Origin of the sequence: Brevibacterium sp. 'Marine' (assembly GCF_012844365.1) — a bacterium.
GTDB lineage: Bacteria > Actinomycetota > Actinomycetes > Actinomycetales > Brevibacteriaceae > Brevibacterium.
Map to the genome: position 1 here is coordinate 1,443,387 of NZ_CP051626.1, position 20,168 is coordinate 1,463,554.

At 64.1% G+C, this 20,168-nt stretch carries 19 protein-coding genes; 10 read left to right on the top strand and 9 right to left on the bottom strand.

Features of this window, described 5'->3' with window-relative positions:
- Positions 1-138: 138 nt before the first annotated feature.
- From HF684_RS06400 to HF684_RS06435, 8 genes are all read left to right on the top strand, one after another.
- Complete coding sequence (locus tag HF684_RS06400) at positions 139-933, top strand: Bax inhibitor-1/YccA family protein (RefSeq protein ID WP_169253790.1); 795 nt, start codon at positions 139-141, stop codon at positions 931-933.
- A 218-nt stretch (positions 934-1,151) separates the two neighbouring features.
- On the top strand, positions 1,152-2,048 hold the full coding sequence (locus HF684_RS06405; RefSeq protein WP_169251816.1) for a dihydrodipicolinate synthase family protein: 897 nt from the start codon (positions 1,152-1,154) through the stop codon (positions 2,046-2,048).
- Positions 2,045-3,559, top strand: a complete 1,515-nt coding sequence (locus HF684_RS06410) for an aldehyde dehydrogenase family protein (RefSeq protein ID WP_169251817.1) — start codon at positions 2,045-2,047, stop codon at positions 3,557-3,559. Before HF684_RS06405 ends, HF684_RS06410 begins: the two co-directional genes overlap by 4 nt.
- 53 nt (positions 3,560-3,612) lie before the next feature.
- The gene (locus HF684_RS06415) at positions 3,613-3,939 is read left to right on the top strand and encodes a hypothetical protein (protein WP_169251818.1); all 327 of its coding nucleotides are present in this window, start codon (positions 3,613-3,615) and stop codon (positions 3,937-3,939) included.
- A 22-nt stretch (positions 3,940-3,961) separates the two neighbouring features.
- Positions 3,962-5,539, top strand: a complete 1,578-nt coding sequence (locus tag HF684_RS06420) for a molybdopterin-dependent oxidoreductase (RefSeq protein ID WP_169251819.1) — start codon at positions 3,962-3,964, stop codon at positions 5,537-5,539.
- Positions 5,540-5,696: 157 nt separating this feature from the next.
- Positions 5,697-5,903 (top strand): hypothetical protein, encoded by a 207-nt coding sequence (locus HF684_RS06425; RefSeq protein ID WP_169250773.1) that lies wholly within the window; start codon positions 5,697-5,699, stop codon positions 5,901-5,903.
- Positions 5,900-7,438 carry a sodium/proline symporter gene (locus HF684_RS06430; protein WP_169251820.1) on the top strand — a complete coding sequence of 513 codons (1,539 nt, stop codon included), beginning with the start codon at positions 5,900-5,902 and terminating at the stop codon, positions 7,436-7,438. The genes HF684_RS06425 and HF684_RS06430 overlap by 4 nt, the downstream gene beginning before the upstream one ends.
- A 1-nt stretch (position 7,439) precedes the next feature.
- Positions 7,440-8,024, top strand: coding sequence for a hypothetical protein (locus tag HF684_RS06435; protein ID WP_169251821.1), 585 nt, complete (start codon positions 7,440-7,442; stop codon positions 8,022-8,024).
- 44 nt (positions 8,025-8,068) lie between these two features.
- Here HF684_RS06435 and HF684_RS06440 read toward each other — a convergent pair whose 3' ends face one another.
- Positions 8,069-8,479 carry a VOC family protein gene (locus HF684_RS06440; RefSeq protein ID WP_248279139.1) on the bottom strand — a complete coding sequence of 137 codons (411 nt, stop codon included), beginning with the start codon at positions 8,477-8,479 and terminating at the stop codon, positions 8,069-8,071.
- 18 nt (positions 8,480-8,497) lie between these two features.
- Between HF684_RS06440 and HF684_RS06445 the strand changes: the two genes are divergently transcribed.
- Positions 8,498-9,409 (top strand): helix-turn-helix domain-containing protein, encoded by a 912-nt coding sequence (locus HF684_RS06445; protein WP_169251822.1) that lies wholly within the window; start codon positions 8,498-8,500, stop codon positions 9,407-9,409.
- Between the two features lie 6 nt (positions 9,410-9,415).
- Here the strand turns inward: HF684_RS06445 and iadA are convergent, their stop codons facing one another.
- The 7 genes from iadA to HF684_RS06480 all read right to left on the bottom strand — a co-directional run bounded on the left by iadA (position 9,416) and on the right by HF684_RS06480 (position 17,540).
- On the bottom strand, positions 9,416-10,570 hold the full coding sequence (gene iadA, locus HF684_RS06450; RefSeq protein ID WP_169251823.1) for a beta-aspartyl-peptidase: 1,155 nt from the start codon (positions 10,568-10,570) through the stop codon (positions 9,416-9,418).
- A gap of 51 nt (positions 10,571-10,621) precedes the next feature.
- Positions 10,622-11,458: an ATP-binding cassette domain-containing protein gene (locus HF684_RS06455; protein WP_348981439.1), complete on the bottom strand. Its 837-nt coding sequence runs from the start codon at positions 11,456-11,458 to the stop codon at positions 10,622-10,624.
- Positions 11,455-12,246 carry an ABC transporter ATP-binding protein gene (locus HF684_RS06460; RefSeq protein ID WP_169251824.1) on the bottom strand — a complete coding sequence of 264 codons (792 nt, stop codon included), beginning with the start codon at positions 12,244-12,246 and terminating at the stop codon, positions 11,455-11,457. The genes HF684_RS06455 and HF684_RS06460 overlap by 4 nt, the downstream gene beginning before the upstream one ends.
- Entirely contained in the window at positions 12,243-13,175 is a 933-nt protein-coding gene (locus HF684_RS06465) for an ABC transporter permease (RefSeq protein WP_169251825.1), read from the bottom strand. Before HF684_RS06465 ends, HF684_RS06460 begins: the two co-directional genes overlap by 4 nt.
- Complete coding sequence (locus HF684_RS06470) at positions 13,172-14,284, bottom strand: ABC transporter permease (protein ID WP_248279140.1); 1,113 nt, start codon at positions 14,282-14,284, stop codon at positions 13,172-13,174. The genes HF684_RS06465 and HF684_RS06470 overlap by 4 nt, the downstream gene beginning before the upstream one ends.
- Positions 14,285-14,286: 2 nt before the next feature.
- Positions 14,287-15,849: an ABC transporter substrate-binding protein gene (locus HF684_RS06475; RefSeq protein WP_169251826.1), complete on the bottom strand. Its 1,563-nt coding sequence runs from the start codon at positions 15,847-15,849 to the stop codon at positions 14,287-14,289.
- A 209-nt stretch (positions 15,850-16,058) separates the two neighbouring features.
- A complete protein-coding gene (locus HF684_RS06480; RefSeq protein WP_169251827.1) occupies positions 16,059-17,540 on the bottom strand; it encodes a malate:quinone oxidoreductase in 1,482 nt (493 codons plus the stop codon).
- A gap of 64 nt (positions 17,541-17,604) precedes the next feature.
- On the opposite strand from HF684_RS06480, the gene HF684_RS06485 reads away from it, so the two are divergent.
- Positions 17,605-18,504, top strand: a complete 900-nt coding sequence (locus HF684_RS06485) for a LysR family transcriptional regulator (protein ID WP_169251828.1) — start codon at positions 17,605-17,607, stop codon at positions 18,502-18,504.
- 86 nt (positions 18,505-18,590) lie between these two features.
- Here HF684_RS06485 and HF684_RS18655 read toward each other — a convergent pair whose 3' ends face one another.
- Positions 18,591-20,126 (bottom strand): alpha/beta fold hydrolase, encoded by a 1,536-nt coding sequence (locus HF684_RS18655; protein ID WP_211168081.1) that lies wholly within the window; start codon positions 20,124-20,126, stop codon positions 18,591-18,593.
- Positions 20,127-20,168 lie beyond the last annotated feature (42 nt).

Below are 20,168 nucleotides of genomic sequence, written 5' to 3' on the forward strand. Positions count from 1 at the left end.
CGTCGGGTGCCACAGGCCGGAATCCTCAGTTCCCGTCCAGACCGTCCGGTTAGACTGTGATCGTGAACGACTGATGTGCAGCTTCTCGGCTGTGCACATTCTGCTCAGATCGAAAGGATCTCGACCGTGAGTAACCCCATGATGAACCGGGCGATCAACCAAGGCGCCCAGGCCGGCCGCAATCAGCCGGTCATGTCCGATCAGGAACTCAACAACCTGTTCAATCAGCCGGCCGCGCAGAACCGCAACGCCGGACCCCAGGTCGCCGACCGAGCGATGACCTACGACGATGTGATGATGAAGACCGGAGTGCTCTTCGGCATCCTCCTCGCCGGAGCCGCCGTCGGCTGGTTCGTGCCGATGCTCGCCTTCCCGGCGATGCTCATCGCGCTCGTGCTCGGCCTCGTCAACGCCTTCAAGAAGGAGCCGAGCAAGGCCCTGATCATCGGCTATGCCGCATTCGAAGGCGTCTTCCTCGGCGGCATCTCCGCGATCTTCGAGTCCATGTACTCCGGAATCGTCATCCAGGCCGTGCTCGCCACGCTCTGCGTCTTCGGCGTGATGCTCGCCCTGTTCAAGTTCAAGGGTGTGCGCTACGGCTCGAAGATGATGAAGTTCATGATGATCGCCGTCGGTGGTTACGCGATCTTCTCGCTCATCAACTTCGGCATCGCCATGTTCACCGGCACCGGCGGCGCCCGCAGCGTCGAGGTCAACATCATGGGAATGACGTTCCCGCTCGGTGTCATCATCGGCATCGTCGCCACCGTGCTCGCCGCCATGACCCTGATCATGGACTTCCAGATGATCGAAGAGGGCGTCAAGCACAAGATCCCGGAGAAGTACTCCTGGATGTGCGCCTTCTCGCTCATGGTCACCCTCGTGTGGCTCTACATCGAGATCCTGCGCCTCATCTCCTACTTCAGAGACTGAGAGCAGCGCCGACCGCAGCTGCCAGGTCAGCTGCCGTCGATGGCTGAACGAAGGGCGGATCCCCGGATCGGGGGTCCGCCCTTCGTCGTGCGTTGCGAGCCCCCATTGCTTGTGATCACTTTTCTGCCTATCGTCTGAGATACCGCCGACAAGCGTCGGCGGACCGGCTTCATCGTTGAAGTGCGGACCAGAGATCTCATGGCAGAGAGGACGATTCGATGACGAATCCGATGCGCGGTGTCTTCGCCGTTCCGACGACTCCCTACACCGAAGACGGAGACCAGAACCTCGACGCCCTGGGCGGTCGCATCGAGGAGGTGCTCGCCGCAGGTGTGAGCGGACTCCTCGGCCTCGGCGCCACAGGGGAGGCGCTGGCGCTGAGCGCCGCCGAGCGCCAAGCACAGATCAAGACCATCGTCTCCGCCCTCGACGGTCGGGCGCATGTGGCCATCGGATGCATGGCCTACACTCCGGCGGAGATGTCGGCCCAGATCTCCGATGCCGCCGGCTGGGGCGCCGACGCCGTCATGGTCACCCCTCCCTTCTACGGCGGACTCGAACCTGACGCCGTCATCGCCGCCCTGCGACCCGTCCTCACCACGTCGGAACTGCCGGTCATGGTCTACAACAATCCCCACTCCACCGGAACCGACCTGCTCCCGAACCACCTCGCCGCGCTCCAGGACACCGGCCGGCTCTGGAGCGTCAAGGAGACCTCCGGCGAGGCCACACGGATCCGGGAGCTGCGCAGCCGCCTCGGCGAGGACACCGATATCTTCGTCGGCGCCGACGGCATCGCACTCGAGGGCTTCGCCCAGGGCGCCAGCGGCTGGGTGGCGGCCTCGGCCTGGCTGCTGCCCGAACACTGCCAGAGACTGTGGGAGCTGGCCGACAGGGGTGATTGGGCCACAGCCGTCGAGCTGTGGAGGAGCCTCGGGCAGGCCCTCGGACTCATCGAGGGCGACTCCGCCTTCATCTCACTCATCAAACAGGCGCTCGGTCGACGAGGCCGCGAACAGGGACCGGTGCGTCCGCCCCTGCCGACCGCCGACCCCGAAGCACTGGCGGCGCTGCTCGATGCGATCGCCGAACTGGAGAGGACACACACACCATGACCACGTCATCAGCGCAGAACACCCTCATCGACCGCGGTCGCACCGCACTGCGGGCCATCATCGACAGCGACCTCGGACAGTGGATCGGCGGCCGCGCCGTCACCGGTGCCGGAGACGAGATCGGTCTCATCTCACCGAGCGACGGAACAGTGATCGGCAGTCTCTCCGCGGCCAGCGTTGAGCAGCTCGATGACACCGTCGCCGCAGCACGCGCCGCCTTCGACGAGGCCGACTGGGCCGAGGACGCGACGCTGCGGGCCCGAGTGCTGCGCCGCCTCGCCGAACTCGTCGAGGCCGACGTCGAAGAGATCGCCTATCTCGACGGCATCGAAGCCGGAAAGGTCGCCCTCAGCAGCCTCGAGGAAGACGTCCCCGACGTCGCCGCGAACCTCCGCCTGAGCGCCGACCTCATCTCCCGCGATGACGGTCGCTACCTGCGCAGTCCCGACGGCTGGGGGTGGGTGACGAAGGTGCCCAGCGGGGTCGTCGGAGCGATCCTGCCGTGGAACTATCCGGTGGCGATGCTCGGGTGGAAGATCGCCCCGGCTCTGGCCGCCGGCAATGCGATGGTCGTCAAGACCTCCGAGGATTCGACGCTCAGCGCCCTCCACCTTGCCAGGCTCGCCGCCGAGGCAGGTGTGCCCGACGGCATCCTCAACGTGCTCACGGGCACCGGCCCAGGGATAGGCGCCGCCATGGGCCTGCACCCCGACATCGACGTGCTCACCTTCACCGGTTCGGGTCCCGTCGGCAGGTCCTTCCTCGAGTCCTCGGCCCGGTCGAACCTCAAGAAGGTCTCCCTCGAACTCGGCGGTCGAGCCGGCTACATCGTCGACTCCGCGCACGCCACGGACTTCGAGGCGATCGCCGCCGACATCGCCGGCGCCGCCTTCGGCACCAGCGGCCAGAACTGCACCGCCGCATCTCGGGTGATCTACGTCGGCGACGATGACGAGAGGTTCGCCGAATTCCGCACCGCGCTCATCACCGCGACCGAGGCACTCACCGTCGGCGACCCGTTCGACGCCGACACGGACATCGGGCCGGTGATCAACGTTCGCGCCCACGACCGCATCACCGCCTGGGTCGACGAAGCCGTGGAGAAGGGAGCTCGGATCCTCAACGCTCGTGCCGATGTCCCGGCCACCGGCACCTGGTACCCGCCGACCGTCATCGAAGACGTGCCCGATGACAGCGAACTCGGCCGGGGAGAGATCTTCGGCCCCGTCACCCAGCTGCTGAGACGCACCAGCCGCGACGACGCCGTCGACCTCATCAACGGCGAACCCTATGGGCTGGCCTCGAGCGTGTGGTGCGAGGACATCGCCCAAGTGCGGTGGTGGGCCAGCCGAATCCGCGTGGGCACACTCGCCGTCAACGGCTACAGCGAAGGCACCGAAGCCACCCCGTTCGGCGGAATGCGACAGTCCGGATTCTGGGGCCGAGACAACGGCCCGGAAGCTCTGGAGACCTATCAGGAGACCATGACCGTCTGGGTGGGAGACGCCTGAGCATCGTCTGATGTTCCGCCGCTGCACCGTTCGATGAGGACTATCATGAGTCCATGACCACAGCAGCGGCGGAACTCGAGACGGAGGTGCGCCGTCTGCGCATCCGGATCATCTCCCTGACCACTGCCCAACTCGACGAGGCGGCCCCGCCGGCACCGAGCAGGCGTGCCGCCATCCGTGAGGCCCTGACCGAATTCTCGCAGGTCGGCTCCGAGGCCCGACCGGTCCCGGAGCTCGCCGATCAGAACCTCGCCGACCAGGTCGTCGTGCTCCTCGAACACGGTCTGCGTTCGGCTCAGACGCTGCCCGAACCCGACCGTGAGAATCGCATCGACACCCTCACCGAGGCGGCCGTGCGTCTGCGTCGCGCCCTGGCCTGAGAATGCGGACGGGGGAGGCATGATGGCGGGCACTCGGCGCGCGTGGCTGTCCGTGGTCACCGGGGTCGTCGCGACCCTCATCTACTTCGGCACCGCCGAACTCATCGCCCGCAGCCTGGATGTCGCGTCAGCCCCGGCACTGCTCATCGGCCAAGCTCTCATCCCGCTGATGCCCACCGTGCTCATCAAGTCCGCGATCGCGGTCTTCGGCACCCACGACAAGCTCGCCCTCGTCATCACCATCGTCGCAGGAGGTGCCGGGTGCGGTGCGATCATCGGGTGGATCGGTGCCCGTCGTCGAGGTCTCGCGCTCGTGCTGCTCATCGGCTTCGGACTGCTGCCCGCCGTCGTCGGCGTCAGCTCCGGTGCCGGTCTTGCGGCCACTCTGCCGAGTCTCGGCGGAGTCGCCGCCGGGGCCGCAGCCTTCCTCGTCCTTCTCCACCTCGCGGGCACGGCGGATCACTCCTCGGCCGATACAGCGGCGGCAGGAGGCGACCAGCAGAATCGATCACCTGCCCGACCCGGGCGGCGGGCGTTCTTCGGGCTGGCCGCGGGACTGAGTGCGGTCGGCATCGCCGCCGTCGCGGCCGGACAGTCCGCGGCCTCATTGGCACGCAGTGCGGCAGGCACTGTGACGAAACTCGTCCTGCCACGGCCGGCCACCTCGGCGCCGGAGATCCCCGCGGGCGCGGAACTCGACGTGTCCGGACTGACTCCGCTGGTCACGGAGACCTCGGACTTCTACCGCATCGACACAGCGCTCTTCCCGCCGTCGATCGACGCGGGAACGTGGATGCTGCGCGTCCACGGCATGGTCGAGAACGAGTTCACGATCACCATGGCCGAACTCCTCGACCTCCCTCTTCAGGAGCACTATGTGACCCTGACCTGCGTCTCGAATGAAGTCGGCGGCGACCTGGTGGGGAATGCGAAATGGCTGGGCTATCCGATTCGGGACCTTCTGGCCCGGGCGAAACCGCACTCCGGCGCAGACATGGTGCTCTCAGGCTCCGATGACGGATTCACCGCCTCCACCCCGCTCGAAGTGCTCACCGACGACCGCGCGGCCCTGCTGGCCGTGGCGATGAACGGCCATGCCCTGCCTCGCGACCACGGATACCCGGCCCGGCTGGTCGTCCCGGGGCTCTACGGGTACGTCTCGGCCACGAAATGGGTGACCGATCTCGAGGTCACCCGGTTCGCGGACAAGGAAGCGTATTGGACGACTCGCGGCTGGTCCACGCACGGACCCGTCTTGGTGGCCTCACGTATCGATGTGCCTCGCCCCGGCGCCACCGTGACACCCAAGAGCGGCGACCGGATCGTCACCGCAGGAATGGCCTGGGCGCAGCACACGGGCATCGCGAAGGTGCAGGTGCGCATCGACAACGGGAACTGGACGGAAGCGGAACTCAGCGCGGAGCTCACCGCAGATACGTGGCGACAATGGCGATGCGAGCACACGGGACTGAGCACCGGCACGCACACGGTCGCCGTGCGCGCGATCGACCAAGCCGGGAACGTGCAGACCTCGGAGCGCCGACCGGCTATTCCGGGTGCGGCGACGGGGCTTCACGAGCGCCAGTTCACCGTCGAGTGAGGCCGCGCTGCGGGCCGGCCCGGTCATTGAAGTGCGGACATGCAGTTCGGGCGGGTTCCCACCATGCGAACCCGGCGCGGCAGCCTCAGCCTTCTCGCGATAAGTTGTAATCTCACTCACAGCATCAGTATCCCCGCATCACAACGAGGTGGTCTACGTGTTCGGTCTCCCGACGGCGACGGTCGTCATCATTGCCGGCATTCCTGCGATCTGGGTGATCTACACCCTCGTCTTCGTCTTCCTCTCCCGCGGTTGGAAGGCCGAGGACGTGGCCGAGGATCAGGCCCTGGCGTCAACCGCGAACGGAGGGGGCGGACGAGATGGCGGGGCCGCCTCGGCGAAGGGGAACGGGGGAGCGGCATGAATATCGAAATCTGGTTCCTGCTCATCTACTTCGCCGCCATGGCCGGGATCGGTGTGTGGACGCTCAAGGTCGGGTCGAAGGGCAGCGAGGGTTATCTGCTCGGCGGACGCAGCTTGGGCGCTGCGGTCACTGCTCTGCGTCTGCAGTCATCGTCGATGTCCGGGTACATGTTCCTCGGTGCGGGCTCGTTGGCCTACACGAAGGGCTACTTCTCACTCTGGTACGCGATGGGCGACATCGGCGGCGGTGTCCTCAATCTCTCGATCCTCGGCCGGCGGATGCGCAAGCTCTCTCAGATCCTCGGGTCGCTGACGTCGATCGAATACCTCGAACATCGGTATCCGTCGAAGTGGATCCGCGCGATCGCCGCACCGGTCGCCGTGTTCTGCATCTTCTTCTATGTGATGAGTCAGTTCATCGCCGGCGGGCGCGGACTCGAAATGGTCACCGGCATCCCGTATGCGTGGGCGCTGCTCATCGCTGTCGGCGTCATCGTCTTCTACACCTTCCTCGGCGGCTACCTCGCCGTGGCCTACACCGACTTCGTGCAGGCGATCATCATGCTCATCGGCATGGTGTGGATCCTCATCGCCTGCCTGCAGGCGGTGGGCGGATGGACGGCCGGCAACGAGGCGGTCGGGCAGATCAACCCGAACCTGCTGACCATGTGGGGACCGGACGGCATCGAATCCGTCCAATGGGGAGTCATCGTCGGTGCCGTCCTCGTCTTCTCCATCGGCTATATGGGCTGGCCGCACGTCAACGTCAGCCATATGGCGATGAAGCGGCCGTCGGTGGCCAGGCGCGCCAGCCTCTATGCCACAGGCTTCAACCTGCTGTTCATCCCTGCTCCCTACATCGTCGGCATCATGGCGCTCATCCTGCTGCCGACTTTGGACAACCCTGAGCTCGCGGTCTTCGAAGTCGCCGACACAGTGCTGCCGGACTTCGCCGTGGGCATCGTCATGGCCGGAATCATGGCTGCGATCATGTCCACCGCCGACGCTCTGCTGCTGCAGTCGGGCACGATCGCCAGCCAGGATCTGTTCCAACGGTTCGTCAAGAAGGACATGTCCGACCAGCAGTCCGTGTGGGTGTCACGGTTCACCGTCCTCGCCCTCGCGGTCATCGGCTACCTCGTCGCCGTGAACGATCCTCCTGCCGTCGCCGAGGTGGTCATCTTCTCCACCACGGTGCTCGGTGCCGCGTTCGTTCCCGTCTACATCGCCGCCGCCTGGTGGAAGAAGGCGAACGTGCCCGGTGCGATCGCCTCGATGATCTTGGGCACCGTATCCTCCGTCGTCTGGCAGCTGACCGGTTTCGTCGACGTCACCGGAGTCGACCCGATGGGAATCGGCATCGTCTGCTCGACATTGGCTCTCATCCTCGTCTCCCTGGCCACCCAGCGGTCGCATCCGGTGCCTGGCCACGTTCTCGAGGCAATGCAGGAGACCGACAAGATCGGTGCGATTCCCGCCCACATGCTCACCGGTCAGAACGATTCCCTGGCCGGTCAGGTTCCGAAGGACGCCTGAGATGAGTGCCGAGATCGGAACCGGGCACTCGCTTCGCCCGGACCTGCAGGTCGAGGACCCGGTGCGGATGGAACCGCTTGTCACCGCCGCCGAGGCGCTCGCCGTCTTCCAGCGCAAGCTTCCAGGCGCGCTCGCCGAGGTCAGGCAGACGCATCATCCTTTCTGGTGGGCCGCGCTCGATGTGCGCATTCGCGGGCTCTTCCGCCGGGATGCGTCCGGACCGGGGCAGCGCCTGGATGTGCTCGTCAATGCTGTGTCCGGACGGGGCATGATCGCCGACTTCACCCCTCGCGGCGCCACTGCGGGATCATCGGAGTGGTTGAGTCTGATCGGCGAGCAGTCGGGACCGCTGCCGGCTCGGAGAGAGGCGGAGCGGACCGCGCGATCATTGGCGCGTGCGAAGGTCGTCAAGACGGTCAAGCTCGGAATGGGCATCGAGGTCACTCCCGCGGGCGGTCTGCGCGGAGTGCTCAAACCCAACTGGATCGTCACCGGTGGGAACGCGAAGCATTCGGCGACGATCCTCGTCGACGGTCTCGACGGGTCTCACTACATCGTGCGGGTGGACAAGGCCGGACAGAGCTGAGGGCTCAGCTGAGGTCGTGCGGGTGTGGTGGGGTGCCGGGGTGCTCAGCCCCAGTTCTTCGCGTCCGAGATGCAGAACGGGTGACCGGCGGGATCGAGGAGAACGACCCAGGTCTCGCCCGGCTGCGGTTCGGCTCGGGTGGCACCGAGTTCGACGCAGCGATCGGCCGCCGCCTGGATGTCGTCGGCGGCGAGGTCGAGGTGGAACTGCTTGTGTCCGTCGTCGGGCCAGCTCGGCCGCTGATAGTCCGGGATCGTGCCGATGCCCAGAGCATGGCTCGGGCCGGTGAGCATCGCATAGTTCTCGTCCGAGTAGGCGATGGGCCAGCCGAGGACGGAGGAGTAGAACTCTCCGAGCACTGCGGCGTTCGGGGCGTCGAGGGTGACCATCGCCAAGGTGGCGACGGGGGCAGCAGTGATGTTGTCGGCGGTGTCGGTCTTCTGTGTGTCAGTCATGTCTGACATTCTTGTGTCATGGACGATGACGTCACTAGGAAAAATGCGCCACCGGCAGAAGAGATGCCGCAGCATTTCCTCGGCCGTGTGCTCAAGCCGGGGGAGATGCTCGAGCACGCGCGCTATTCGTCCGTGCGCGTTGTCTCCGAGCGTCTGCGTCCATTCGTCAAACGCTATTGGGCTGTCGAATGGGACCTGCCGGACGGTGAGAGCTACCAGACGGCGACTCTGTCCGAACCGACCATCCATCTGACCTTCGAGTTCGGCAACAGCCGTCGGGCCCACGTCGACGGGCCAGGTGCGTGGGTGACCGGTCCGGTCACGAAGCGGCGCTTCGATGTGGGAATCTTCGGCCGTGGCGGAGTCTTCGGCGTGAACTTTCAGCCGGGCGCGACTCTGGCCTTCTCCGACGGGAAGCCGGCGAGCATCCGTGATTCGACGGTCCCGGCCGAGCAGTGGTTTCCGAGGTTGGAGACCGACCTCGGACTGGCAGAGATGTTTGCGCAGTCGCAGACGGCTGAGGCACCGGAGTTCGGTGGGCTGGCCGCGTCGGTGGAGAGCTGGCTGCTGTCGTGGAGACCGCAGATGACCCCGTCGTTCGAACGGCTGAAACGGGTGCTTGACATACTTTCCGACCCCGACGTCGTGAGCCTGAAGATCCTGGCGGAGAGAACCGATATCGGTGAACGTACCCTGCAGCGGATGTTCAGCAGCTTCTGCGGGGTCGGTGTGAAGAAGGTCCTGGCCCGGGCGCGTGTCATCGACGCCGTCGGTGCGATCGACCGCGGCTGGGACGGAACTCTGGCCGACCTCTCAGCGCACTACGGATGGTTCGACCAATCGCACTTCAGCACGGACTTCGTTCGCGTCACCGGCTTCAGCCCCGCTGAATACGCGCAGCGGAAGTCCGCGCGGGTCAACCGGGGCTGACCTGGTTCAGCGTGGCCTCTGATCGAATGTGCTTCTGACCAGCAGCTCGCCCCCGCTGATGGTCGGGCGACCCATGGCGAATCCGTGCTGAACGGAATGCTCTTCGTCGACGAACAGCAGATCGGCGTCAGAGCCCGGTCGGATTCGACCTTTGCGCGGAAGCTTCAACGCATCTGCGGTGTTGGAGGTGACGAACGAGAGGACCTGAGACAAGGACAGTCCACTGGTGTCAGCGCACGCCCACACCTGCTCGAACAGCGTCGACTGATCTGCCACTGTCAATTCCGTCAGGCGTCCATGAGCATCGAATTTCGGCAGACTTCCGTTGGCATCTGATGACAGAGTGAGTCGATCGAGACTGCCGCCGAACTCGGCGAACGCCTTCACAGATTCCACAGTGGACGTACCAGCGGTCATGTCGACATAAGCACCCTTGGCTGCCAGGCCGACCGCCTCGGCGATAAGCTCGACATCACGGGTGATGTGGGTGGCATACACCGCAGGCGGAGCTATCGGATAGTCGTCGAGGAGGCGATGAAGTGGTGACAGCCGAGTCGGATGCGAACCTGTATGGAAGTGAGTGACTCCGGCTTTTCCGCTGAGAAGCCCGCCGACATGGCATTGGCTGACGACGTCGGCCAGTTCTTCGATCGTCGGTTGGAACGACCGCCGTTCGGAGATGGCGATCTCTCCGGCCCCGATCACTTTGTCGATGAGGACGATGTCGTCGGCGACGGAACCGGTGACAGTTCGTGCGGGAAGCTGGTAGCTGCCGGTGTAGACGAATGTCGTGATGCCCTCTTCTTCGAGACCTCGAGCCTTGGCGATGAGGCCGCGGTGAGATCGGGTGATGGAGTCGGTGCCGAGGCATCCGACGACTGTGGTCACACCTGCGCGGATGATGTCGGCGACGTCGATCTCGGGTGTGCGAGTCGCATACCCGCCTTCACCTCCGCCTCCGATGATGTGCACATGGGGGTCGATGAAGCCGGGCACGGCAGTCAGCCCGGTGGCATCGATGACTGTCGAATCCGGCAGCTGTGCGACGGTGTGGCTGTCCGTCTCGCCGAGGTAGGCGATGCGTGAGCCTTCCACGAGGATGTCGCAGACACCGAGCGGTTCGGGTGCGAATACCTCCGCCCCGCGTATCAGAATGACCATGCCTCTCGTGTCCTTTCGATGCCGCTCGGCGTCCGGTATCGGCCTGTTCGGTCAGTCGTTGCCCGGGATGATTCCCTTACCATCGACCTTGGGGATGGCGGCCAGCAGCTTCTTCGTGTACGGGTGCTGCGGTTCATTCCAGATCTGGTCGGTCGGAGCGACTTCGACGATGCGGCCGGCTTCCATCACTGCGACCCTGTCAGCGATGTCGCGGACAACCGAGAGATCGTGGCTGATGAATATCATCGAGGCACCGGAGTCGATGGCGAGGTCTCGCATCATGCGAGCGATCCGTGCCTGGAGGAACGCATCGAGTGACGCAATGGGTTCATCCCCGACGAGCACTTTCGGACCTGCGGCCAGAGCACGAGCGATTGCGATGCGCTGCCTCTGTCCGCCGGAGAACGAATGCGAGTAGCGCTGTGCTGAGTCGGACGGCAAGTCGACGGCTTCCAGCAGCGATTCGACGCTCCACGTGCCGTGAGGATTGAGCGCCAGCGCATCGTCGAGCTGGTCACGGATACGCCTGCGCGGATTGAGAGACGCGTAAGGATTCTGGAAGACCATCTGAATGCCGAGCAGTTCCTTCGCTCTCTTCTTCAGACCGAGTGCTCTGACCGGTGTGCCGTCGAAGGTGATGGAGCCGCTCGCAGGTTTTTCCAATCCGCAGATGAGTTTGGCCAGTGTCGACTTTCCGCAGCCGGATTCGCCGACGAGTCCGAGCACTTCCGATCGACCCAGTTCCAAAGACACTCCGTTGACTGCCCGGAAGCGACCTCCGCCGTCGAGTTTGTATTCGCACGCAACGGAATCGAGTGACAACAGAGGTGCATCTGCTGCGGAGGAGCGTCCGGCGGTTGCGGTTGGAGCTTGGTCGATCGATGTCACGGGGAGACCTCCGCACCTGGCAGGGATTCGATGAGAGAGCGCGTATACTCGTGTCTGGGCGCGGTGATGATGGCCTCCCGTTCGCCGGTTTCGACGACGACGCCGTTCTTCATTACGACGATGGTGTCCGCGACCGAGGACAGCACCCCGAAATCGTGGGTGACCAGGAGCACAGCGAGGTCGAGGTCGTCGCAGAGTTCACGCAGTAGTCGGAGGATGCCTGCCTGAACGGTGACATCGAGTGCTGTAGTCGGTTCGTCGGCGATGAGGACCTTCGGGTCGCAGATGATCGCTGAGGCGAAAGCAATACGCTGCAGCTGTCCGCCGGAGAACTGGTGGGGGTATTTCTTCACCGCTTCTTCCGGGTGCGGAACTCTGGTTCGGCCGAGGATCGCGATGGCTTTGGCCAGGGCAGCTCTCTTCGATACCTTCTGGTGATGTCGAAGGTGATCGGTGATCTGGTCGCCGACGGTGAGCATGGGATGGAATGCTGAGGCCGGATCCTGGAAGACCATCGACAGCTGCACTCCGCGCAGGCGATTGTGCTGTTTGGCAGGCATTCCCACCAGTTCGACTCCATCGAAGTCGATGCTTCCGCTCAGCTCCGCGCCTGTGGGGGAGAGCCCCATGATCGCCAAGCCGGTCTGGGTCTTGCCGGACCCAGATGCACCCGCGACTCCGGTGATGCGACCTGCTTCGAGGTCGAAAGAGACATCATCGAGAATATGAGTGGTCTTCTTCCCCGAGGTGACCAACAGATTGAGGTCTTTGATGCTGATCATGCTCATGCGGTAGTCTCACCGACTTCCTGGGAGGTATGCGGGTCGAGAGTATCGCGCAGACTGTCGCCGATGAAGTTGAATGCCATGACAATGGTGAGGATGCAGAGTCCGGGGAAGAACGCGATCCACCAGGCCGCGAACTGAGAGACTCCTTCGCTGATCATTGCGCCCCAATCCGGCGTCGGCGGAACGGCGCCGAGAGACAGGAACGACAGACCGGCCATGGTGAGAATGGCCGAACCGACGTCGAGAGTGGCGAGCACGACAACGGGGGATAGGACGTTCGGGGCGATTTCACGGGCCAGTGATCTGCCCGCGCTGAATCCGAGCAGCCGTCCGGCGATGACGTATTCGCTGCTGCGTGCGGTCATCACCAGAGACCTGGTGACACGGGCGTAGGACGGCCATGAGACTAGCAGAATCGCGATGATCGCGTTCTTCAGTCCCGGTCCGAGGGCGGCTGCGATGACCATGGCGAGGATGATTGTGGGGAAGGCGAACACCAGATCGGCGATGCGCATGATGATCTCGTCGACGGCTCGACCGAAGTACCCGGCGATAGCGCCCAGCACCGAGCCGAGCAATGCCGAACAGATGACGACGAACACCGCGGCAGGCAGTGTGGTGCGGGCGGCTACGAGGAGTCGGGAGAGTACGTCCCGGCCCAGTGCGTCGGTGCCGAGCAGATTCTCACCGTTGGGAGCAGACAACCTTGGGAAGTTCTGCGCCAAAGGGTCGAATGGGGCCAGGAGTGGTGCGAAGATCGCCACGATCAGCCAGATTACGAGGATCCCTGCGCCCACGAAACCCAGTGGAGTGCGCAGGGCCTTAGGGAAGCGGATCTGCCACCTCTTCAGCCCGGGTTCGACGGGATCACGACGGGCCGCCTCGGTGACGGGGGCTTTGGCGGGCTGCTTCGGGGTGCCGATGCTCATCTCACCCTTACTCTCGGATCCACGAAGCCGTAGATCAGGTCGACGATGAAGTTCACGAGGATGTAGACGATTCCGATGACAAGGCCCACACCCATGATGACGGGCAGGTCCAGTGTGGTTGCCCCACGGTAGGCATACTGGCCGAGTCCGTTCCAGGCGAAGACGGTCTCAGTCAGCACCGCACCGGAGAGCAGGGAGCCGAACGCCAGGCCGACGACGGTGATGATCGGGACCAGAGCTCCGCGGAAGATGTACTTGAAGACCACTGTGCGTGCCGGCAGACCTTTAGCCTTGGCCGCAGTGACATAGTCGAGTCTGATGATGTCGAGGACGCTCGAGCGGCTGAATCGAGTAAGCAGACCGACGGTGAAGAGAGCGAGAACGCATGACGGCAGAACGAGGTGGCCGAGGGCATTGGAGAATGTCGCCATCTGACCGGCCAGCAGAGAATCGACAGTGTAGAGGCCTGTCACTTTCGGTGGCGGAGTGATCCACGGGTCGAGCCGTCCGGCGCCGGGGACGACTCGAAGCTTGAAGAAGAACACGAAGTAGGCGACGGTGGCGATCCAGAACGTCGGCGCCGAGATGCCGATGAGGCTGAGGGTGCGGATCGCGTGGTCGACGAGGCTGTTCTGTTTGAGTGCGCTGAGCAGTCCGAGGAGCAATCCGAGGATGACGGAGATGAGAATCGCTCCGATACCGAGCTCGATCGAGGCGGGGAAGACCTGTCCGATCGAGGCGAGCACCGGGGTGCGCGTCTGGTTGGAGACTCCCAGATCTCCTTGGAGCAGATTGCCAAGATAGGTGAAGTATTGGACGAGGAGCGGCTGGTCGAGTCCGAGCTTCTCTCGTGTCTGCGCGACGATCTCGGGATCTGCCGCGGCCCGGTCGCCGAGGATGGCGGCGACCGGGTCAGTGGGCACGAGGTTGGTGAGCAGGAACGTCACCACGGTCACGCCCCAGATCAGAATGATCGAGATACCGATCCGGATGAGGATGAATCGGATCAGCGGGTGGAGCTTCGGCGGTTTGACTCGCTGAGCCGCGTCCGCCTCACCAGAAGCGGACGCGACATGAGCATGCTGTGGCGCAGCGGCGGCTTCCGCCATCCTCACTCTGCCTTTGCGAAGTCGAACGAGACGTCGGCGTTGGATACGAATTTCGTGATGCTCGAACCGACGGCGACGGTGCTGACCGGCTGGACGAGTGGGATCCACACCGCGGTGTCGGTGGTCGCTTTGAACAGCTTCGCGTAGGCGGCATCTCGTGCATCACCCTTCGCTTTGGCCGCTTCGTCCGCAAGTTTCTCCAGCTTCGGGTCGTCATTCCAGTTCACGCGTTCGGCAACGCTGCCGCCGGGAATGAAGACGTTGTAGTTCGTCGGATCAGGGAAGTCCGCACCCCAGGTCCCGATGCCCATCGGCTGCTTGGCCGAGCGGAAGCCGTCGAGCTGAGTCGAGCTCGGTGCGGGTTTGAGATCGAGGTTGATATCGGCCTCCTTCAGCTGCGCCTGCAGAGTCTCGGCGAGCTGCGCGAGATCGACACCGTTGACGGCCTGATCACTCGAGTAGTGGAAGGGGACCTTCTCTCCGTCGTAGCCGGCCTTCTTCAGCAGCTTCTTCGCCTTTGCGAGGTCGCGTTCTGGGGCTTCGTCCTTTGCGACGGCGCCGACGAACTCGTTGGGTACGAGGCTGGCCATTCGCTGCGATCCCTTCCCAGCGAGGTCGATGAGTTTGTCGTAGTCGATCGCCGCCATGACAGCCTTGCGGAAATTCGGGTCTGCTGCAGGTCCGCCGATCTTCTCATCCGTGTTGTTGAAGATGTAGAGGCTGCGAGTCGAGGGCAGACTGGAGATCTTGCCCATCGAATCATCGATCTGCTTCGCCTGATCAGAGTTGAGGTCGAAAGCGACCTGCGCCTGACCTGACTGGATATCGGTCAGCTGGGTCTCGGCAGAGACATTGCGCAGCACCACGCGCTTGTACTTCGGTTCGGGACCGTTGTAGTGCTCATTCGCGGTCAGCACGACCTGGCTGTCTGCGTCGTACTTCTCCACTTTGTACGGTCCGGAGCCCTGCGAGTTCTCATTGAGGAACTGTTCGGCGCCGTCGTTCTCATCAGTAGTTCCCTCGTTTTTCTTGACGACCTTCGAGTTGACGATGCCGATCGAGGAGTTGGGGAGGATGTAGGGCAGTGCAGGGTTGGGCTCAGAGCTGGTGAGCGAAACCGTCTTGTCGTCGACCTTCTTGACCTTGACTCCGTCGAGGAAAAATGAGGGATTGCCTTTGATGCCCTGAAGACGCTTGAAGGAGAAGACGATGTCATCGGCTGTGACGGGATCGCCGTTGGAGAACGTCGCGTCCTCGTCTTTGAGAGTGAGCGTCATCTCCTTATCGTCGTCGGACATTTCGAAGGAGCAGAGTCCGTCGGTCGGCTTGGTGAGGTCACCGTCCGCGAACTCGAGAGCAGTCTGGTAGACAGCATTGTCGATCGTCGATCCGGTGAACTCGAACTGTCGATGCGGATCGATCGTCTTGAGGTTGAAGGCAGTTTCTGCCACGAGCGTGTCGCCGGCACCGCCGGCTTCGTCGGAGCCGCTGCCGCAGGCAGCGAGCCCGGCGGTCAGTGCGAGGGTGGAGCAGATTGCGACGAGATTGCGGGACAGGCGCCTCATATGTGATCTCCCTAACAGTAAGTGTTGTGAGTCACATTAGGGTTGAAAGGCCCGCCATGCAATTCAACCTGCCACAAAGCTGGCGGAATTCCATTGTGCATTTCCGCCAACGTCTCGACCGGCGAGATGAGGCTTCTGATCTGCGGCTTCTGTCGGCCGCCGTCCTCATCATCCGCCCGCCGAATACGCGCAGCGGAAGTCCGCGCGGGTCAACCGGGGCTGAGCGCGGTCAATCCGAGCGCCTCGTCGGTGTCGCTCTGGGAGTGGGCGACCGCCTCTGCGGTCCAGTCGGTGCGGTCGAGGTCGGGGACCGCCTCGGTGATCTGTGACTTCCAGCCGCCGTGCCACTGGGCAGGGAAAGCCTGCGCGAGCAGGTCGAACATGATCGGCACCGCCGTGGATGCTCCGGGTGAGGCGCCGAGGAGGCCTGCGATCGAACCGTCGGCGGACACGACGAGTTCGGTGCCCTGCTGCAGGACGCCGATCCTCTTCGGATCCGGTTTGACCAGCTGCGCTCTCTGCCCGGCTGGCAGCAGGGTCCACTCGTTGCGTCGGGCCGACGGGACATAGCGACGCAGCTGCGCGAACTTCCGCGACGGGCTGGCCGCAAGCTCCTTGACGAGGAACGACACGAGGCTGAGGTTCTGCAGACCGGCCGCCGCAATGACGTGCAGGTTGCCCGGCCGGACGGTCGTGAAGAAATCCGAGAGGCGACCGTGCTTGAGCAGCTTCGTGCTGAAGGTCGCATACGGGCCGAACAGCAGATGCTCCCTGCCATCGACGACTCTCCGATCCAGATGCGGCACCGACATCGGCGGGGCACCCACGTCGGCCTGACCGTAGACCTTCGCATCATGCCGGGCGACGACCGACGGCGTCGAGCACCGGTTGAAGGCGGCGCCGACCGGCAGAACCGCATAGCCGCGGACTTCGGGGATCTTCGCCTTCTGCAGGAGCCGCAGCGCGAAACCGCCCGCCCCGACGAACACGGTCTTGGCGTGCACGGCAAATGGTCCCGTCGGCGTCGAACCGCTGACCGTCCAGCCCGATGCGCGCGATTCGATCCCGGTCACTGCGTGACCCGTGCGCACCTCGGTGGACCCGATCCTCAACAACTGAGAGGTCAGCGCCCCGAAATCAACGTCGGTGCCGCGCGGATGCCGCGCCGCCGCCATGGGTTCGTCGCTGTCGACGCGTCCCTCCATCGTCAGCGGAGCCCACTGGGCGATGGTGTCCGGGTCCTCCGTGTATTCCATTTCTGAGAACAGCGGATCGGCTTTGAGGGTGTCGACTCGGTGGCGCAGGTAGGCGACGTCTGTGTCGCCGAAGACGAGGTTCATGTGCGGGGCCGAATGGACGAACTCCGCCGGGTCGAGGAGCCCGAGTCGGACGAGATGGGCCCACCACTGCCGGGTGAGGTGGAACTGCCCGGCGATCTCGGCAGGCTTCGCCGCGTCAGCCGGATCGGGCATGTAGTTGAGCTCGCAGTACCCCGAATGACCGGTGCCGGCATTGTTCCACGGGTCGCTGCTCTCACCGGCGATGTCCTCGGCTTTCTCCAGGACGAGGATCCGCAGATCAGGATCGAGCAGGGTCAGCATCGAGCTCAGAGTCGCAGACATGATGCCCGCACCGATGAGGACGACATCGGCATCCGGCAGGTGGTCGGTGTGCTGGGGGTTCGCAGTCATGTTCTCACCATGCGCCCGCAGGAATAATCCGTCCAATGAGTGATCGGAACTGTATGATCCGAATATGGAACGATCATCCGATTCCCGCACGGCTCCGCTGCCGGCACTGCGGGAACTCGTGGAACTGGCTGATCAGGACGGGCATCTGACCGAGGCCGCCGCCGCTGCAGGGATTCCCCAGTCCACGATGAGCCGACGCATCCACGCCCTCGAGAGCCACCTCGGCGTGCCGTTGACCGTCCCGCGCGGACGCGCCATCGGTCTGACGACGGCGGCACTGGATCTCGTGGCCGCGGTGCGTGCCCCGCTGACGGAGATCGATGCGGCGCTGGTCGATCTCGCCGAGGCGGCCGACCCCGAACACGGAACGATCCGGTTCGGATTTCCGCTGACGATGGGTGCCGGTGAGGTACCCGATCTGCTCGCGGCGTTCAATCGTGCTCATCCCGGCATCCGACTCGATCTCAAACAGGCACACGGTGCCGAACTCGTCGCTGATCTGCAGCGAGGCACCCTCGATCTGGCGATCATCATTCCGCCTCCGGCCGAGGTCAACCACGAGGTGCTCGCGCGGCAGACGATCATCGCGGCCCTGCCCGATGCGCACCCGTTGGCAGGCGTTCGCAGCATCACCCTGGAGCGGCTGGCCGACGAGGAATTCATTGCCACCCCTGCGAGCTATAACCTGCGGGTGCTGACCGACCGGTGGTGTCGGGCGAGCGGATTCGATCCGGAGGTGAAGATCGAGGTCACCGAATTCTCGACGATCCGCGAATTCGTCGGCCGCGGAATGGGCGTGGCACTGATCCCGCCCGCGGTGCGTCCGGTCGACGGAATCACCGAGGTGGCCCTGGACGGGCCTGATTATGTCCGTGAGATCGCCCTGTGTTCGGCCGTGCGCCGGCCCGGCCGCGTCGTCGAGCGCCTGCGCGACTTCATCGCAGGGTGGGATCTGAGCAGATGAGATCGGGGCGATCGGGTTCGAGCCGCCGAGTTCCTTCGCGAATCGACCGCATTCGTGAGCGCTCTCGGAAATGGAAGCAGGCCCTGTCACGCAGCAGTCGGCTGAGAATCGGCACGGGCGAGCAGGAGTGCACCCGGGGAAGGATCGGCGGGTCTGAGGACCAACTCGGAGAGCACAGTGAATCCGGCATTGCGCATCCACTGCGCGACGGTGTTCGGCTGTCTCAGAAAACTGTCGATGTCGACGCCCTGACCGGAATACCCCCGTGAGGTGTGTTTCGCACCGTCTCCGACGTGGAATCCCACGAGCAGCAGGCCTCCGGGCCGCAGAACCCGTCTGAACTCGTCCATCACGCCGGGCATGGCACTGTCGGGAACGTGCACAATCGACCAGAAGGCGACAATGCCCGCCAGCCCTGCATCTTCTGTACTCAGCTGCGTCATCGTGCCGCATTCGAAATGGCATGAGGGATGGTCACGGCGAGCGATCTTCAGCATCTCAGGAGAGATGTCGATGCCGAAAGCGTTCAATCCCAAGCCATTGAGATAACCGGTCACGTAGCCTGTGCCGCAGCCGACGTCGGCGACGCGATCCTCCGAGTCTTCGCCGATCAGCTCCGCAAAGAGGCGAAGACCTGCCCGTAGGTGGGGGCTGGACTCGAGCAGTCCGTCCACTTCGCGGGCGTAGTCTTCGGCATCGATGTCGTAGCTCCTGCGGATGTCGTCCAACCAGCCGAAGTCGGACAGCATTGGGTCGCCGCCGAGCCCGCCGGCCGGGCCCATCGATTGCCGCATATGTGCGAGAAGCCGAGGAACCACAGTGTGCCAATGGCTGGGAGGAGGAGTTTCGTGGCCCGCTCCTTCGAGCATGAGAATGTCGCTTTGGGGGATCATCTCGGCCAGCGCCCGACCATGTGCTGCGGGAAACAGTGGGTCGTCGGTGCTGTGGATGATCAGAGTGGGCGCGTCGATGGCCGCCGGATCGCACTCGGGACTCGTGGCGATGAGAAAGTGATTGGTCATCGACGATTCCATGTCCACGGTCCGCTCGACCTCAGCTGTGGCGATCTCCCGAGTCCGGCGGACGTCGAAACCCGACGACCCCGCGTACGGGCGTTCGACGTCGATGCGATGTTCGATGACGGCAGCTCGGTCGGACCAGTCGACGTCCGGCGGATCTGCGGCGAAGGTGGATTGGAGTTCCGCAGTCGGCGGCGGCAGGCGCCCTGAGTCTCCTCCGGCAGGTGAGGACTCCACGAGCGTGAGGGTCCGCACCCGTTCGGGGAATCTGACCGCGATGACCTGGGCTATGCCGCCACCCATGGACAGCCCTATAAGATGAGCGGACGCGATTCCGAACTCGTCCAGAATGCGAACGGGGTCGGTGACGAGTTCCTCTCCGGTATATTGCGGGTGGCCGGGCGGACTCGAGGTCGACCGACCGGTATCTCGGTGATCGTAGCGGATGACCTGGAAGCCCTGCCCGCTGAGCATTCGGCAGAAATCGGGCGTCCACCAATCCATCGACTGCGCACCCCCGGCGATGAGCAGCACCGATTCACTTTGGGGCGGCCCGAAGCGGTCCACGGCCAATTCGATGCCATCGAACTTGACGAACTCCACCGGACGCCCCTGTCGGAGATGGATAAGAGTAGGGACGATTCT